The organism is Halioglobus sp. Uisw_031 (assembly GCF_047729875.1).
Lineage (GTDB): Bacteria > Pseudomonadota > Gammaproteobacteria > Pseudomonadales > Halieaceae > Marimicrobium.
This window is the reverse complement of the sequence record NZ_CP159826.1, coordinates 3,329,363-3,344,617: the sequence shown is the minus strand read 5'-3', so window position 1 is coordinate 3,344,617 and position 15,255 is coordinate 3,329,363. Positions and strand designations below refer to the sequence as shown.

At 52.0% G+C, this 15,255-nt stretch carries 15 protein-coding genes; 8 read left to right on the top strand and 7 right to left on the bottom strand.

Translation table 11 applies throughout. The features are described from left to right. Positions 1–193 precede the first annotated feature (193 nt). Both ABXT62_RS15150 and ABXT62_RS15145 read left to right on the top strand, forming a co-directional pair. On the top strand, positions 194–430 hold the full coding sequence (locus ABXT62_RS15150; protein ID WP_415356111.1) for a hypothetical protein: 237 nt from the start codon (positions 194–196) through the stop codon (positions 428–430). Between the two features lie 81 nt (positions 431–511). Beyond that, on the top strand, positions 512–2,515 hold the full coding sequence (locus tag ABXT62_RS15145; protein ID WP_415356110.1) for a CRTAC1 family protein: 2,004 nt from the start codon (positions 512–514) through the stop codon (positions 2,513–2,515). 156 nt (positions 2,516–2,671) lie between these two features. Here ABXT62_RS15145 and ABXT62_RS15140 read toward each other — a convergent pair whose 3' ends face one another. The 3 genes from ABXT62_RS15140 to ABXT62_RS15130 all read right to left on the bottom strand — a co-directional run bounded on the left by ABXT62_RS15140 (position 2,672) and on the right by ABXT62_RS15130 (position 7,294). After that, on the bottom strand, positions 2,672–4,432 hold the full coding sequence (locus ABXT62_RS15140) for an ATP-binding protein (protein WP_415356109.1): 1,761 nt from the start codon (positions 4,430–4,432) through the stop codon (positions 2,672–2,674). 624 nt (positions 4,433–5,056) lie between these two features. Next, positions 5,057–6,253 carry a saccharopine dehydrogenase family protein gene (locus ABXT62_RS15135; RefSeq protein WP_415356108.1) on the bottom strand — a complete coding sequence of 399 codons (1,197 nt, stop codon included), beginning with the start codon at positions 6,251–6,253 and terminating at the stop codon, positions 5,057–5,059. 72 nt (positions 6,254–6,325) lie between these two features. Beyond that, entirely contained in the window at positions 6,326–7,294 is a 969-nt protein-coding gene (locus ABXT62_RS15130; RefSeq protein ID WP_415356107.1) for an aldo/keto reductase, read from the bottom strand. A gap of 162 nt (positions 7,295–7,456) precedes the next feature. On the opposite strand from ABXT62_RS15130, the gene ABXT62_RS15125 reads away from it, so the two are divergent. After that, positions 7,457–8,374 (top strand): alpha/beta fold hydrolase, encoded by a 918-nt coding sequence (locus tag ABXT62_RS15125; protein WP_415356106.1) that lies wholly within the window; start codon positions 7,457–7,459, stop codon positions 8,372–8,374. 195 nt (positions 8,375–8,569) lie between these two features. Here ABXT62_RS15125 and ABXT62_RS15120 read toward each other — a convergent pair whose 3' ends face one another. Continuing rightward, complete coding sequence (locus tag ABXT62_RS15120) at positions 8,570–9,718, bottom strand: acyl-CoA dehydrogenase family protein (protein WP_415356105.1); 1,149 nt, start codon at positions 9,716–9,718, stop codon at positions 8,570–8,572. Positions 9,719–10,068: 350 nt separating this feature from the next. On the opposite strand from ABXT62_RS15120, the gene ABXT62_RS15115 reads away from it, so the two are divergent. From ABXT62_RS15115 to ABXT62_RS15095, 5 genes are all read left to right on the top strand, one after another. Continuing rightward, positions 10,069–10,242, top strand: a complete 174-nt coding sequence (locus ABXT62_RS15115; protein ID WP_415358229.1) for a DDE-type integrase/transposase/recombinase — start codon at positions 10,069–10,071, stop codon at positions 10,240–10,242. Between the two features lie 57 nt (positions 10,243–10,299). Then, complete coding sequence (locus ABXT62_RS15110) at positions 10,300–11,841, top strand: molybdopterin-dependent oxidoreductase (protein ID WP_415356104.1); 1,542 nt, start codon at positions 10,300–10,302, stop codon at positions 11,839–11,841. 230 nt (positions 11,842–12,071) lie between these two features. Then, complete coding sequence (locus ABXT62_RS15105; protein WP_415356103.1) at positions 12,072–12,641, top strand: hypothetical protein; 570 nt, start codon at positions 12,072–12,074, stop codon at positions 12,639–12,641. Beyond that, positions 12,638–13,327 (top strand): HupE/UreJ family protein, encoded by a 690-nt coding sequence (locus ABXT62_RS15100; RefSeq protein ID WP_415356102.1) that lies wholly within the window; start codon positions 12,638–12,640, stop codon positions 13,325–13,327. Before ABXT62_RS15105 ends, ABXT62_RS15100 begins: the two co-directional genes overlap by 4 nt. Continuing rightward, positions 13,324–13,869 carry a hypothetical protein gene (locus ABXT62_RS15095; RefSeq protein WP_415356101.1) on the top strand — a complete coding sequence of 182 codons (546 nt, stop codon included), beginning with the start codon at positions 13,324–13,326 and terminating at the stop codon, positions 13,867–13,869. The genes ABXT62_RS15100 and ABXT62_RS15095 overlap by 4 nt, the downstream gene beginning before the upstream one ends. Before the next feature lie 14 nt (positions 13,870–13,883). Here ABXT62_RS15095 and ABXT62_RS15090 read toward each other — a convergent pair whose 3' ends face one another. The 3 genes from ABXT62_RS15090 to ABXT62_RS15080 are packed head-to-tail and all read right to left on the bottom strand — an operon-like array spanning position 13,884 to position 15,235. After that, entirely contained in the window at positions 13,884–14,030 is a 147-nt protein-coding gene (locus ABXT62_RS15090; RefSeq protein ID WP_415356100.1) for a hypothetical protein, read from the bottom strand. A 7-nt stretch (positions 14,031–14,037) separates the two neighbouring features. Continuing rightward, positions 14,038–14,622 carry a DUF6644 family protein gene (locus ABXT62_RS15085; RefSeq protein ID WP_415356099.1) on the bottom strand — a complete coding sequence of 195 codons (585 nt, stop codon included), beginning with the start codon at positions 14,620–14,622 and terminating at the stop codon, positions 14,038–14,040. 34 nt (positions 14,623–14,656) lie between these two features. Beyond that, positions 14,657–15,235, bottom strand: coding sequence for a hypothetical protein (locus tag ABXT62_RS15080; protein WP_415356098.1), 579 nt, complete (start codon positions 15,233–15,235; stop codon positions 14,657–14,659). Positions 15,236–15,255 lie beyond the last annotated feature (20 nt).

Here is a 15,255-nt window from a genome sequence, read left to right as displayed (position 1 = left end):
GTCTATATAAGAAGTTCGGTATTGCCGAACTTTTTCCTTATCTGGAGCTGGAAAGTGTGTGCTGGTGTTTCCGGCGGGAGCCCCCGTAAATTGAAGGAAAAAAATCGAATCAATCAGTGGTGAAGTCATATTCGTCGTCACACGGCTCGTCCGTCCCGGTTGTGAGCAGCAGTTTAAAAATTGGCTAGGCCGCATGGCAGAAGCGGAGTTGAAACTATCGGGATTTTTGGGCCGTGAAACTTTTAGTCAGCAACATTCTAGGGGTAGCGGCGGTGTCTTGGATCACGCTGCCACTCGTGCGCCTGTGTATTGGCGGGTGGCTGCCCGATTCACCGGATCGTTCGCTCGGCATCGAATTGGTATGGTGATATTGATTGTTGCAATATTGCTAGGTCTGATGGTGCTCTCCAACTGGATGTCACTGGTCTGACATTGTTGGATAGACAGCTCCGGTCTACTATCATACGATTCGTAGATTATTTAGTGTGTTCAATTGGTCAGGTCCCGAGCGATGAATAAAAGCGCAGTCTTTTTTCTTTCCGTTGTCGTAGCAGGTATATCGTTCGGCACTTATAGCTTTCTTGTTGCATCTAAGAAACAACCTGCTGCTCGAGTACATGCAACCGTGACGTTTGAGAATCACACGCAGAGGGCTGGATTTCTCAAGTACTCGCCTAGCTTTTCGGCAGCCGCTGTAGATATTAATAATGACAACCGAGATGATATTTTTGTCGGCAACCACGGCTACCCTCCGTCACTGTACGTCAATAGTAAAAATGGATTCAGTGATGCAAGTAGCCTTGTGCCCATTAATAATCGCGGGGACCGACACGGCTATACTTTTTTGGATATAGATAATGACGGTGATCGTGACTTTGTCTATGCCGGTGGTGGCAGGGACGGCGTTGGTAAAGGCACGAGTAATGAAGCCTACAAAAATCAACTGGAAGAAACAGGTGTTTTTCATTTCTCCCGAGACCCGTCTAGTAATGTGATTGGGTATCCCGGCTGGCGCTCACGCCAGTTTTTGCCGGTTCCAGAGCAAGGTAGCGAGAGAGTGGATCTATACCTTACAGCCTTGCATAAGCGCAGGGAGGGCTCTACTAATCTTTACTTCACCAACGCCAGTAGCACCGATAGTTTTTCGCTGGAGCCGAATGAAGGTTCGTCCTTGCACCAACCATTCGAATCTAATGGCATGGACATGTTTTTTGATTTTGATAGAGACGGAGACTCAGACTTTCTTAGGCTCGGCCAAACACGGGTAAAGCTCTATGAAAATCAGGAGGGACTGTACATACACCGTCCTTCTGCTCTCGACATGATCAAGCAGGTGCAGTCGGCTACCGCAGCAGATCTGAATAACGACGGCTACCTGGACCTCTATCTTGGCGGCATTAGCGGGCATACCGATTCAGACAATGTAGAAAACAACGAAAAGGAAATTCATTTTGTTATTCTGGGACAGGATGGCGACGACTATGACCAGATTGTTTTTTCCACAAAATCAGATACATTGACGATTAATTTTGTCGAGCATCTGTCTGGCCTATCGAAAGCTCGTACCGACGCTTCAGATATCTATCTTGGAGCAGCTAAGGCTAACCCACCGAGCCGCACCGGTAAAATAACCAGAGCCGAAGCTGTCGGTCGTCCCGATCGATTTGACCAACCGGGCAGCTATATCTGGTTCGACACGCAGAGTCAGTTGTGGAATGTCCGCTGGACACATGCCGCAGATGTCGCGACTGACGCGAAAGGGATCATTTCTTCTGAAGGGATCGAAATGAGGGGCAAAGAAGCGCTAGAAAAAAACTCGCCAAGGATGGTAGAGGACTATATCGTTATAAACGAGGCCGGTAGTGACTGGAAAATTCTTCGCACTGATCTCCCGGAGCACTACTACTGGGTAAACGATGTGACGTCGGGGGACTTTAACAATGACGGGTGGGTTGACATTGTGGGGGTCAGGTCACGCGATTATGGCAAGGAAAACGGCACGCCATTTATCGTGCTGAACCACGGTGGCCTGGAGTTCACTCGGCATGACATTTTGGTGAATTCTGAAGACGATATATTTAGGGCTGACCTGATCGTACAGGGCTTCTTCAACAATGACGGTCTGCCAGACCTATTCTCAACCAACGGGCGAGGCCTCCTGCCTTCCCATCGAGGGCCATACCAGTACTGGCTGAATACTTCGACAAAGACCAATGGCTACTTGATGTTGGAACTGCAGGGAAGCACTACCAACAGAGACGCCATTGGTGCGCAGGTAGAACTATACGATAGCGACGGTCAGTTAATGGGGTACCGTGAAGTGGGTCCGGCATACGGTCGCAGTCAGGATACTCACATTTTGCACTTTGGATTAGGTGATGTAGATGGTATTTTCGGACTGAGGGTTCAATGGTTCGGACAAAAGCAGGCGCAGGAGTTTCAGGTACAACGGAACAGCTTCCTGCTCATCAATCAAGATTCGGAGATTGCCGTCGACATCAATAGCGATGGATAAAGCGTCGTTCGGTTTACGCCAGTGGCGGAACATCAAAAGGCTTGGATCTGGCCATCAGTAAAAATGCGACGGGCACAAGCACAAGTGACGGCAGGGTCACCAACACATTGCCAACTATAGCCGTTGCGAAGGGAGGCTACCTGCGTGAACCCCCCTTCAAGTTGATGTCGACGACGTTCTCTCAGTCTTTAAACTTCCTGCCTGCTCGATGGCGTTCTCGATCGAAGTTTGAAGCGTGCTGCGCGAGAATGGTTTTGACAAGAACTCCACAGAATCATCAAGGCGCTGGCCGTCCAGTACGTTCCGAGCGTCGTAGCCACTGACAAGAACGATGGGCAGGTTGGGACGTCGGCTGCGCAACAACGTCGCAGCGTCGAACCCGCTGCCGTCGCCCAGGGTGACATCGATCAAAGCGAGTTCGAACTGTTCAAGATCAATTGAAGGAAGGTCGCGCTGAAAAGCAGCCAAGCTGTCGAGCCACTGTACCTCACGTCCACTCCGTTCGAGCATTGCGATGGTCAGTTCTGCAACGAGCGCTTCATCTTCAATTAACAATACTTTTGTTTCCTCTGGAACAGTTTTCAGCCGGCCAAGTGCTTCGCTCAAAATCGGCTCCGGCTGATTCTCCGATCGAGGCAGCAGCAGGCGAAATTGACTGCCGTGGCTTAACTGCGACTCGACCGTCAAGTCGCCTAGATGCGCATTCATGATGCCCCTTGACGCGGCGAGCCCCAGCCCTGTGCCCATTTCCCGTGTTGTATAGAACGGTTCAAAAATTCGGACTATCTCGCTTGCAGGCATGCCGGAGCCATTGTCTCTAACCTCGAGCCAGTGGCAACCAGAATTCTCGAGTGTTGAGTTTATCTTCCAGTCTTCCGGCACGACCGACCATGAAGGTTTGAGGTGTTCTGCTGATCCTAATGCAATAGTGATTCTAGTCGCACCTGCATCACGTGCATTGGTCAGCAGATTGAGGACAACCTGACGGATTTGAGTTGGATCAACCTCTACAGCAAAAACGCGGCCCTGTTCAATATCGAAGGTAACTTCGATGCCCTCGAGCAGATCGTGGGCCCAGTCGCCATCGATTTCAGATCCAAAGAAGGCGAGGTCCACCGTTTGAGTTTTGCGGTGCGTTCTCCCCGCATAGGCAAGCATCTGCTGTGCCAAGTCTTTCGCCCGGAGGCCGGCCTGCATCATGGACTTGAGGCGCGTTTGGGTCTCATTGGAAGCGGCTTGCGATTCTTGCAGTAACTCGATATTGCCGAGTATAACCATCAAAAGGTTGTTGAAGTCATGTGCGACACCTCCCGCGAGCACGCCGAGACTCTTTAAGTGCTCCTCTTTTAGCGCCTCTCCTTCCAAAGCGAGCAGCAGTTGCTCCCGCACTCCGGCGGCGCGTATTGAACGAATTCGCTGCTCTTGGAGGACACCGCTGGTGAAGCAAGCGAAAAAAAGAAACCAGCCCCATTCGGAAGATTCAGGGATATCGAAAGTGACGACGATTGTGGCCCATGACCCAACGGCGAGAGCTAAGATAGAATAGAACGCTATTCTCGACAGCATTGTCAGGCCTAAGCCGAAAATCAGGACGACAAAGTTGGTTGTGTCGACGGCCTCTTGGAACAAGGCGAGGTGCAGTACTGTATTGACTAGCGCGATACAGGCCAGCAGGGTAAGCATCAGGGAAGCCAGATCCGGTCGTGGGTTCTTTTTCCACGTTAGAGCAACGGCGGCAGACATTATCGACGAAACAGCCGCAACCACGGACATACGCTCGTCACCGGAAAGAGCAAACGGATGGATGATAGTGAGTAGGCCATAGAGGGCCGTAAACCCCCAGGCTATCGGAGTGATCGAGCCCGAGCTCACATCTCGTAAAGCTCGCGTTCCAGGATCAATTTGCGGTATTGTCAAGCTCGCTCCATCGTGTAATAAGACAATGCTCTATTTTTAGCGGACTATACATTAGTGCGACCGCTATGGTCTGTAGGCAAAAGCCTACTTCTGGCTCCAGCTCCTATGCTATGACTAAGTATAAAAAGATAGATGTTCCAGGACAGAATTGAAATGATATTGCCTATGCTCATAATAACGACGGGCTTTCGTCCATATTGCTCAGAGAGTGGTCCGTATAATTAATTGAGAAACGCCATAAAAAATAAGAATAAACGTAAAGAGAGTTTTACCGTGGTATTAGAAGCACTAAAGTGATTGGCAATATCTGGCATAGGGGGTGTGTATGGAGACATGCAAAATAGCCCTTGAAAAATCAGGATACAACTCATTACTATGACGGGTGTTCGTTGAGAGGTAGCGCTCGAAGAGTCGGTTAGGGCGGCGATGTTGATTTGTCTGTGCCCCGTTTGGTTCAGCGCGTCGCTGACCGCGGCGGCAAAAAATTGGTGGTTCTCGCGTTCATCTGGTCCGGCGGCATGTCTGTTGGAAAATGGGCTGGATAACGGCCGTCTGTTCCGATCAAGAAAGTAAACGTCGAGCGGTCCATCCTATAGGAAGTCCGCATCGTGCCCGGCGCGTATTTTACAAATCAGTGCGACTCACACCGGGGACCTCCAGCACCAAATCGGGGCCGTAAACCTTGCCGACAGTCTGGAAGCCTGGCTCCCACTCGCCGTCGATGACGCGGCGAGCGATAATCAAAGTGCTATGGAAGGTGAGTAGATAGGCCTCGGGCGTAATCAGAGCGGCAGACGCAGTAGCACCGGCCTCATTACTGACGGTAGACACGATTCGCGTTTGGCGATTTTCCTGTGCGCCAGGTGGCGGACCTTCTGGGGCGAAGTTGTCGATCAGCCATCCAAGCAGACGTCGACCGGCGTCGGATTGTGCCACGCCCAGTAACCATGGCGGCAGTTCTCCTTCCTGCACTTGAAACACTTCGATATTGGGGATGCCGGTGCTTATGTAACTGGTTATCATGTCCGCCCAGGGAATCTGCAGCAGCGTTTGCTTGCGGCCGTTTTCTTCGCGATGGATAAGCTCGGGCGTAGCCATCGCTACCATTTCGCCATTTTCCCGTTTTAGCAGCGGTCTGCCCAGCATCTCCAGCCCAGATTTCATCGTGCCTCGACTCGCCTGTGCTCCCTCTGCGGCTGTATAGCTGCCATTCAGAACAACCGTCAATTGCGTGGGCTGGCTAATCTTGTCAGCGACGTACACATTCAGGCAATCAGTCGGAACCACGTCGTAGCCAACAGCCGGCATGACCATGATGTTGGCGCGTTTAAATTCCTCGTCGCGATCTAGCTCGGCCTGAATGACATGGTTTTCGCCAGTCAGGTCAACGTAGTGCGTGCCCGCCTCCACGACTGCATCGAGCATGGGCTTGGCGGTATACGTGTAGGGCCCGGCAATATGCAGCACAATCTCGAAGTGCTTGAGCACCTTGACGAGGTTGTCGTGATTGTTCTCCAGCGGCAGCACAACGTAGTCGTATCCTAGGGAATCTGCCAGCGGCTTGAGCTTGGACGCATTGCGCCCCGCCAGGACTGGGGTAATGCCGTACTCGGATGCCAGCTCGGATATGCCTTTGCCGGTGAATCCGTAGGCACCATATATGAGTACCTGTCCTTTACGTTCTTTGGGCAGTTGGTCCAGAACGGAGGTTGGTATCGGGGGCGGTGGTGTGGCAGGCACTGGCGTGGGACGACTTACCCAGTATAGGCTGATCCCGACTGCTAAAACTGCTATCGCTAACACACCCAGCACGTACCGCATCACCCACTCTCCTTATCATTCTTCTTGGGGAGTAGGACAGCATAGGGCTACCTAACACCGAACACTCTGCCATTATCCCGCCATTAGTTTAACCCGCACTTCTTCTGTCAGCAACGGCACCACGTCAACCGCTTTCAGGTTATCTGCAAGTTGCTCGATGCTAGAAGCACCCAATATGGCAGTGGATACATTCGGATTCAACAGGCACCAGGCTATCGCTAACCTGGATAAACTCGTGCCTAGCTCTTCGGCTATCGGAACCAGTCTGGCGACGGTTTTCATTCGTTCCTGACCTCGATCCGATTCCACCATGTGCTTCTTAAGCCACTCATAGCCTTTCAGCGAGGCCCTTGATCCATCCGGAATGCCGTTTAAGTATTTACCTGTGAGTGCGCCTGATGCCAGAGGTGACCAAATCGTGGACCCCATGCCGTACTGATCAAAAAGCGGAGCGTACTCTACCTCAAACCGCTCCCTATCCAGTAGATTATATTGTGGCTGCTCCATCGTGGGTGGGGTTAAATGGTTTTTCTCTGCAAACTCATAGGCTTCGGCAATCTCATTTGCCGCCCACTCGGAAGTGCCCCAATACAGAACTTTTCCCTGCGTTACCAGATTGTGCATGGCCCAGACCGTTTCTCCAATCGGGGTGTCAGGATCGGCTCGGTGACAGAAATATAAATCCAGGTAATCAACCTCTAGACGCTGCATCGCTTGATGACAGGCCTCAGTAACATGTTTCCTACTGAGGCCCAACTGCGTTGGTTTTGGATTCGCTGTCGCGCCAAAAAAAACCTTGGAGGAGACACAATAGCTATCTCTGGGTCGAGCGAGTGCCTTCAGTGCCTTGCCCATGACCTTCTCGGATTCGCCCGCTTCATAGCCCTCGGCATTGTCAAAAAAGTTAATACCGGCATCAAAGCAAAGACCAAACATTCTCTCCGCGAGACGGGTGTCTACCTGCTTGTTAAAAGTGACCCAGGAGCCAAACGATAATTCGGACAGCTTAAGCCCCGAATCCCCCAGTTTTCTATATTGCATAACACATCCGCCGTCAGTCAGTTTGGACTAAAGCATAGATGTTTGTGGGTGATTGTTCTAGTTTGAATTCGGATTCGCCTCAAGCACCCCCTTGCGGTATCTTATTGATCTGACGCACGCGGGGGCTAACTCTGGCCGTCGATCACTTTGGAGAACCTGCCTATGTCCCGGCTGTTATTGCTCTTTCTTATGGTTACTTCGGTCTCGGCGTGGGCGGAATTCAGTCGTGAGTATTTGGACCAGCAACCTCTCGAGGTTGCGCCAGCTAACGGAATTTCAGTCGCCTATCGCAGCCTGGGAAACCCAGAGCAGCCAGCTGTAGTGATGATTATGGGCTTGGGTGCTTCGCATGTCGTGTGGGGAGATGCGCTAGTGCAGGGCCTTGAGGCGAGTGGTTATCGTGTTGTTTTGCTGGACAACCGCGACACAGGAGGCAGTACCCGTTTTGATGACTGGGGACAACCTACCGTATGGTGGCAATTACTGAAACGTCAGATGGGATTTGAAGTAGATGCTCCCTATACCTTGAACGATATGGCCGCGGATACTGTTGCCGTGATGGATGTGCTGGACATTAACAACGCTCATATTGTCGGTGCATCAATGGGGGGAATGATTGCTCAAGTGGTTGCCGCGCAGTACCCACAGCGGACCCGAAGTCTGGTTTCTATTATGTCTACGACGGGCTCACCGCAACTGCCACCGCCTAGCGCTGAGGCCTCTGAGTCACTTTTGGGCGTTACTACGGATGACGGGGCTGCTGCCGAACGCAGGGAGGCGATGGTAGCGAGGGGTTTTTATCCTCAGTCCATGGGCCGACAGATGATGGCAGTTTTCAAGACGGGTGACCGCTCTGACGCGGTGGCAACCATTACCGCACCTACCCTGGTTGTCCACGGCGCTAAGGACACATTACTGCCGCCACCACACGGAGCACACACCGCGCAGTTGATCGCAGGCTCAGAACTTGTGGTGTACGATTCAATGGGACACAACATTCCCGATGATGTGTTGCCAAAGCTATTGCAGGAAATGACGCTTCATATGAAGGCGGCAGACACGGCTGCAATGACGCCATGAGTGGATGGCGTCAGGTCACACTGTAACGTTACCGGCTTCGTCCAAGATTTTTTGAAGGTCAACGTGTTCTCGACTTGCGGGGGATCGCAGGAGATTCTGCGGGACCTGGGGGTGGGGTAGATGGAACTCTAACTCTGAGACGTAATTTGTCACAGCAGTGTACTCCACCGCCGCGCTCTATATCCTGTTGGTACGCTATTTCGCCATCATTCCCATCCGCTTACCAATAATTCCAAGCATGACCTCATCGGCTCCACCGCCGATGGATGTCAGTCGCATATCGCGCATAGCGCGGCCAACGGGATTGTCCCACATGTACCCCATACCGCCCCAGAATTGTAGGCACTCAGTGGGAATGCTATTGCTGAGTTTTCCGGCTTTGAGCTTGGAGTAGGATGCCAGTAGGGTTGGGTCTTCGCCGTTGATATACAGTTCACATGTGCGATAGGTGAGGGCGCGCAGGGCCTCTACTTCCATCTGCATGTCTGCCAGTTTCATATTGATGATCTGGTTGTCCAGCAGGGGTTTACCGAATGCTTGACGTTGGCTGGTGTATTCAACGGTATCGCGAATACAGTTCTCCAGGCCCTTGATGCAAATGGCGGTGGCTGCCAGTCGCTCTTCTTGAAATTGCATCATCTGGTAGGTGAAGCCTTTACCCTCTTCGCCGATTAGGTAGCGTTGGGGGACTACCACATCGTCAAAAAACAACTGCGCAGTATCCGAGGCACGCATACCGAGTTTATTCAGCCTTTTTGACGTGGAAAACCCCAGCGTGTCAGTGGGCACCACAATCAAAGATTTGTTCCGGTGCTTCTGGTCATCGGACGTATTGGCTAACAGGCAAATATAGTCAGCCTGAGTAGAGTTGGTGATCCACATTTTGGTGCCGTTGATAACATAGTCGTCGCCGCGTTTTTTTGCCGTGGTTTTGATGGCCGACACATCTGAACCGGCGTGGGGTTCACTGACGCCGATAGCGGCGACCATGTCGCCGGCGATAGCAGGTGTCAGGAACTGTTGCCTCAGTGCATCGGACCCAAAACGAGCCAGGGCTGGCGTCGCCATATCGGTTTGCACGGACACAGCCATTGGCACTGAACCGTGACTGGCAGATCCCCACTCTTCATGGGCCACCATGGCGTAGCTGTAATCTAGACCCAGGCCACCGTATTCTTCCGGTTTGTGAATGCCCAGTAGTCCCAGATCACCGGCTTTTTTGAAGAGCTCATGGGCAGGGAAGATGCCGGCTTCCTCCCACTCGTTAACGTAGGGATTCACCTCCTTTTCGACAAACTGGCGGACAGTACGGCGGATTTCATTGTGCTGATCAGTGAACTGCATCTAGCCACCTCGTTATGAATAAAGTCGTAAACTCTAGCGTTTTTACAGTTTTCAAGTATAGACAAAACATTTTTAAAGTAACACGTTATTTAACCTACGCTGAGCTCACAATCCGTGGCGGACTTCAAGATTTTTACGTGTCTGAAATAAGGTTAGGTGCCTCACAGATACTACCAAATCAACTTCGTCTGGGAGACAATCTCAGCATCAATATACAATCCTCACTGGTTCCCTCCTGACATTGCGAGTGGCGCTGCCTGGCTCTACTGCCGGTTCAGCCTAAGCCTAAGCCGCCGAGGAAGAAGCTATATATTTCATATCGATGGAGTTTGTGTGAAGTTCAGTGACAAATAACAGTACTATCGCAAGCTGTCGATCAGAGCGGTGAAGTGGTTGATATGTTCTTGCAGGCTAAGCGGGATGGTTCTGCAACGAAGCGTTTTCTCATGTCCTTCGTCAGACCCTATAGCGAGGAACCTAGGACGTCCGTGACAGAGCCTTCGCGTCCTAGCACCTTCTGTTAATTTCTCTGTGTTACTGTGTTGCCAAGTATGGCACTTGATTCAACAAGGATGCTCCTCATGCAATCTTTTCAACGGCGTAAATTGCTAAAATCCATGGCTATGTTAGGCGCTTTTGGCGCTCTGCGGCCCTTTGCTGCTTGGGCGACCTCCAATACTGTATTGCCACAGCTTCCGGGCGGAAAATTTTATGGAGACTTCCTTGTTCACAATGAACTTCCTTTGGCGCTTGAAATACGTCGCTCCAGAGCTGGCTTCGGGCCACTGACTTCTATATCCAAGCTATTCGTTCGTAATAATCTCCCCATGCCCCCGAAGTCTATCAATGATGTTCCCGATAATTGGGAGCTCGAGGTGGTCGGGGCAGCTAGGACTGAAACATTAAGCGTTCGAGAACTGAAGTCTCTGGACATCGCCTCGGTCGCCACGGTATTACAGTGTTCAGGGAATGGGCGCGCATTTTTCGCTCATAAGCCCTCCGGGTCACCTTGGGAGTTGGGGGCAGCGGGGTGCGTATTATGGACAGGCGTGCCTGTGTCTGCGGTGATAGAACATCTAGGGGGGCCAAAAAATGCCGAAGCAAGCTTTCTCACCGCGCTCGGGGGCGAGCAATTACCGCCAGGCGTCAACCCGAATGACGTTGCTGTTGAGCGCTCGGTACCATTACAAAAAGGTCTGCAAGACTGCTTGCTGGCGTGGGAAATGAATGGCCAGCCTTTATCGCTCGTGCACGGTGGACCTTTAAGACTGATCGTCCCCGGCTACTTTGGCGTCAATAATGTGAAATGGCTAAAGCGTCTATCACTTACGCTAGAACAATCTGGCACGCGTATTCAGCAGTCTGGCTATCGTGTGCGCCCAATCGGCGAAGCAGTTAGCACAGAGCACCCCTCGATGTGGCGTATGCCGGTCAAGTCATGGCTCAATGGCCCTGGCGCCGACGGTGAGCCGGTGTTGCATGGCTCTGTGGTATTGTACGGAGTCGCGTTCTCGGGAGAGCGTGGCATCACCAAGGTCGAGGTGTCCGGTGACGAAGGCAGTACTTGGAAAGATGCGAGTTTCATTGGGCCGGACCTGGGCAAAAACGCTTGGCGAGCCTTTATTCTGCAGGTTGACTTAGTGGCAGGGCAACAACGATTTGTATCTCGTGCAACAGATGCCGATGGGGACAGACAACCCAGAGACCGCAGTGAGAATGATCGCGGGTATAGTCACAACGGCTGGCTAGATGCCGCCTTGGAAATGACTGTGGTCAAGCAACTGCCAGAGCAAAAGGAGTCAGTTAGGGTGGCGGTAGAAGCTGCGCCACCAGAGCCGTTGGTTGCATCGGCAACTGAAGCATTAGAGCTCTCTGCGGCTGCACGTCTGGGTAAATCACTTTACACAAACGGCACGCAGCCCGGCTGTGGTGTATGCCATACCCTGAAAGACGCTGGCAGTACAGGTGCGGTTGGGCCGAACCTAGACGTAATCGAACCTAGTATTTCCCAGTTGAAGGTAGCCATTACGAATGGAGTCGGGGTAATGCCAGCCTTTGGCGAGCAACTAAGTGCAGATGAAGTAGAGGCGCTTGCGACCTATATAAACGAAGCAACGCGTTAAGATGCCAGCCCCTGAGTGACGCCTTCAGCAGAATGCAATTCGTGTTGTGATGAGTAAAAATATGAAGCATTTCCTGATAGAGAAGCTGTTTGCGAATTGAGACATTTTTATTCGAGAGTAGACTGTCGTATGAGTGTTTAGACAGCATATTAAGGCGTGCCTAGAGAAACTGCTGCTGGCATTCCCGTGATGGCTATCTCGCTCCAGCGGAATAAGGACTACACTGAATCGTGACGAGGCAGACTTTGAACAGTACTGAAAAAATATTTATGCCATCCAACTATTGTCTCGCAGTAGCACTCTGCGCGCTACTGGCAGCCTGCGGAGAGACCGGACCGAGCGCAGCTACTTCGGCCGAACCTCCCTATCAAAGCATTATTAATATTCACCAAACGATGGCGTGGATTCTTGATCCTGCCGCCGAGGTGATTTGGGACTCTGCCGGTACCATTATCACCGCCCAAGGGCACCAGGAGCTGGCACCTACCACGGATGAGGGCTGGACTGAGGTGTTGCATGCTGCGGCCATACTGACCGAAGCCGGAAATCTACTCATGATGCCCGGACGCGCAGCGGGAGACGACTGGATTGAGTACGCACAGGGGCTGACGGCAGCGGGGCAACTGGCGATTAAGGCAGCGCAGGATCAGGACGATGAAGCGTTGTTTGAAGCCGGTGGACGTCTCTATCAGGTGTGTCGCGCCTGCCACGATCAGTACTGGATTAAAGACGAGGGCGGCGATCAAGGGGATGATGATCACGATGAAAATGAAAACGATCAGGGCCACTCAACACGATGACGCTGGTAAAGTTTTACACATCGCTATTGTCAATCTTTGCCATACTCCTGGCTGCCAAAAGTTTAGGTCACGACCTCTCCGCCGATAACGCCGCCTATGTTCAAGGGCTGGAGGGTACAGCCGTAATCCCCTTTCTCTATTTGGGTGCAAAACACATGTTCACTGGCTATGACCACCTGCTATTTTTGCTTGGGGTCATCTTCTTTTTGTATCGTCCAAAACATATTATCTTGTATGTGACACTCTTTACCCTAGGCCATAGCATCACTCTTTTTCTGGGTGTATGGGGGCATTGGCAAGTCAGTGGGCATTTAGTCGATGCTATTATTGGTTTGTCGATCGTGTATAAAGCGTTCGAAAATATAGGTGGCTTCAAATTACTTTGGGGCTTCAATCCCGACACTCGTGTCGCGGTATTTGTATTCGGCCTCTGTCACGGCCTAGGCCTTGCAACTAAATTGCAGGGTTATATTGCTAGCGGTGATTCACTGATGATAAATCTTTTGAGTTTTAATCTTGGTGTGGAGCTTGGACAGTTGCTGGCATTGAGCCTGATCCTTATCATTCTTGTGCAGTTACGTCGCTACGCTGCATTTCAGTCTCGAGCCTTTGCGATAAATATTGTTCTGATGTGTGCCGGCTTTATTTTGGCGGGCAATCAATTTGCAGGGTATCTTTTCGCATGAGTCAAATCCCCGAAGCACGCCGAATTATTCTTGCCAGTAGCGGCGCCGCGCTGGTCGCTGCCATTCTACTGACTACCGTCATTCTCCCTTCCGAGTATGGCTGGGATCCGCTGGAAACAGGAGCAGCGCTCGGCCTAATGGAACTGGCAGGTAAAGATGCAACACCACTGAGACTTCAAACTGCGGGACCTTACAGCGACAGCATCACGTTTGCGTTAGCGCCCTATGAATCTGTCGAATACAAATATCGCCTCGAGGCAGGAGACACGATTATATTTGAATGGAGAGCAAGTGAAGAGGTTCTGGTCGATATGCACGCCGAGCCCGATGGTGCCGCACCTGGTTATGCGCAGACCTTTAACAAAACACGCACGACTCACGGTAAGGGGAGTTATCGAGCAGCTTTCGACGGCATTCACGGCTGGTATTGGCAAAATCGCACGCAGGAAGATGTGATCGTGACCCTGGAGACGCAGGGTTTCTTTACCGAGTCATTAGAAATGGGCAATGGGCGCAGTAACACTCGCCAGTTTGCAGAGTAGGCAATGGAGCGGGTTTAACCGTAAGCGAGTTCCAACATTTCGCGCACCGCTTGAATTTCATCGGCCCAGTAGATGATAAAGCCAACGATGACCGCGGTTGCCGCCAGCAGTGCTGCAAGCGCAGTGTCTTTATTGCCATCAGCAAGATTTTTTTCTTTCATTTCTAGCCTATCCTGAAAATCCGATCCAGCGGCCAGTCGCGGCCACCGAAAACCATATCATCAGTGACGCAATGCCGACCAAACGCAATAGTTGCGGGTTTATGTTTTCGACATCTCCGCGCAATAGAGGCCTGCGCACAAAGAAGACGAAAAGCACACCGGTTACCAGCGCCAGCATCTTGTACCAGAACACATTGAGGTAATACACCTTGAGCGCGACGCCGCAGGCCATGAAGACGCCAGTGAGAATCATCGCCGCAAGGCTCCACACGAATAGCCGGTGTGATTGGTCCAGCACTCGACGCAAAGGAAAGTCGCGGAGTATCAGGCCAAGCAGGCGGCCGTCAGCAACCAGCACAGCACCCCCGAGCACAGCCATTGCAATAAGATGCGCTGCCTCCACCAGCGCAAAAGCCGCGCCGTAGGACTGACTGATTACGCCAGGGGGTGTGGTCTCCATCCATTCGAATAGTGGCAGCAGGGCTTCCCATGTGGTGTGCCGTGCGCCCGTCAGGGCAAAAACCAGACCGAACACGATTACAGCGCCGACGGAGATTGTGCGCGTGTAGGGCCCCATCAATGCTCTGCTCACTGCTGCTCTGCCAAATGTGTTTCCAAGCCACCCATCAAAATGCCTCTTGGCCGGCAACGCAGCCTGCCACAGCGGCAATAAAGGAGGAGGGTTCAGCGCGGCAATCGAACCAATCGTAGGCGATGAGCCGGCCACAGATAACAATCAGCACCCAGAAGGTAATCGAAAGGCTGGCGCCTACCTGCAAACGCATAGGAGCCTTCACTGCGGTATCCCAGCTCCGCCCCGCTGTGCTCATACGACGATGAAATAGCCAAGCGTTTATCGCCGCAGCAAACAACAGGACCAGCTTGATACGAAGCCATAGGCTTTGGGCGCTGCGTACCGGAATGGCATAGAACAACAGCAGGCCGGTGATAATCATCACGGTGAACCCCAGGAACATCGGCAGGCTCAGGCGCCGTGCGAGGGTTGAGGCGGGAATGTCCACCATGGCCAAGCCGAGCATGCGCAAATCGATAAGGAACAGCATGCCGATGCTGAGCGTCAAGGCGACCACGTGAGTGGATTCAACCCAGTTGTACACGTAGAAAGATTCGTGCAGCGCGGTGCTCCACTGATGAGTATCAACCCATGCCGCGAAATCGTAGATGAGTTGATTAAAGACTTCCAAACGCCGTCATCTCCCCTCCG

Bases quoted from the DNA above. Each gene is read 5' to 3' on its own strand.
- ABXT62_RS15100 (WP_415356102.1), top strand. From the start codon at position 12,638: ATGACGCTGGTAAAGTTTTACACATCGCTATTGTCAATCTTTGCCATA.
- ABXT62_RS15090 (WP_415356100.1), bottom strand. From the start codon at position 14,030: ATGAAAGAAAAAAATCTTGCTGATGGCAATAAAGACACTGCGCTTGCA.
- ABXT62_RS15110 (WP_415356104.1), top strand. From the start codon at position 10,300: ATGCAATCTTTTCAACGGCGTAAATTGCTAAAATCCATGGCTATGTTA.
- ABXT62_RS15135 (WP_415356108.1), bottom strand. From the start codon at position 6,253: ATGCGGTACGTGCTGGGTGTGTTAGCGATAGCAGTTTTAGCAGTCGGG.
- ABXT62_RS15095 (WP_415356101.1), top strand. From the start codon at position 13,324: ATGAGTCAAATCCCCGAAGCACGCCGAATTATTCTTGCCAGTAGCGGC.
- ABXT62_RS15120 (WP_415356105.1), bottom strand. From the start codon at position 9,718: ATGCAGTTCACTGATCAGCACAATGAAATCCGCCGTACTGTCCGCCAG.
- ABXT62_RS15125 (WP_415356106.1), top strand. From the start codon at position 7,457: ATGTCCCGGCTGTTATTGCTCTTTCTTATGGTTACTTCGGTCTCGGCG.
- ABXT62_RS15130 (WP_415356107.1), bottom strand. From the start codon at position 7,294: ATGCAATATAGAAAACTGGGGGATTCGGGGCTTAAGCTGTCCGAATTA.
- ABXT62_RS15150 (WP_415356111.1), top strand. From the start codon at position 194: ATGGCAGAAGCGGAGTTGAAACTATCGGGATTTTTGGGCCGTGAAACT.
- ABXT62_RS15145 (WP_415356110.1), top strand. From the start codon at position 512: ATGAATAAAAGCGCAGTCTTTTTTCTTTCCGTTGTCGTAGCAGGTATA.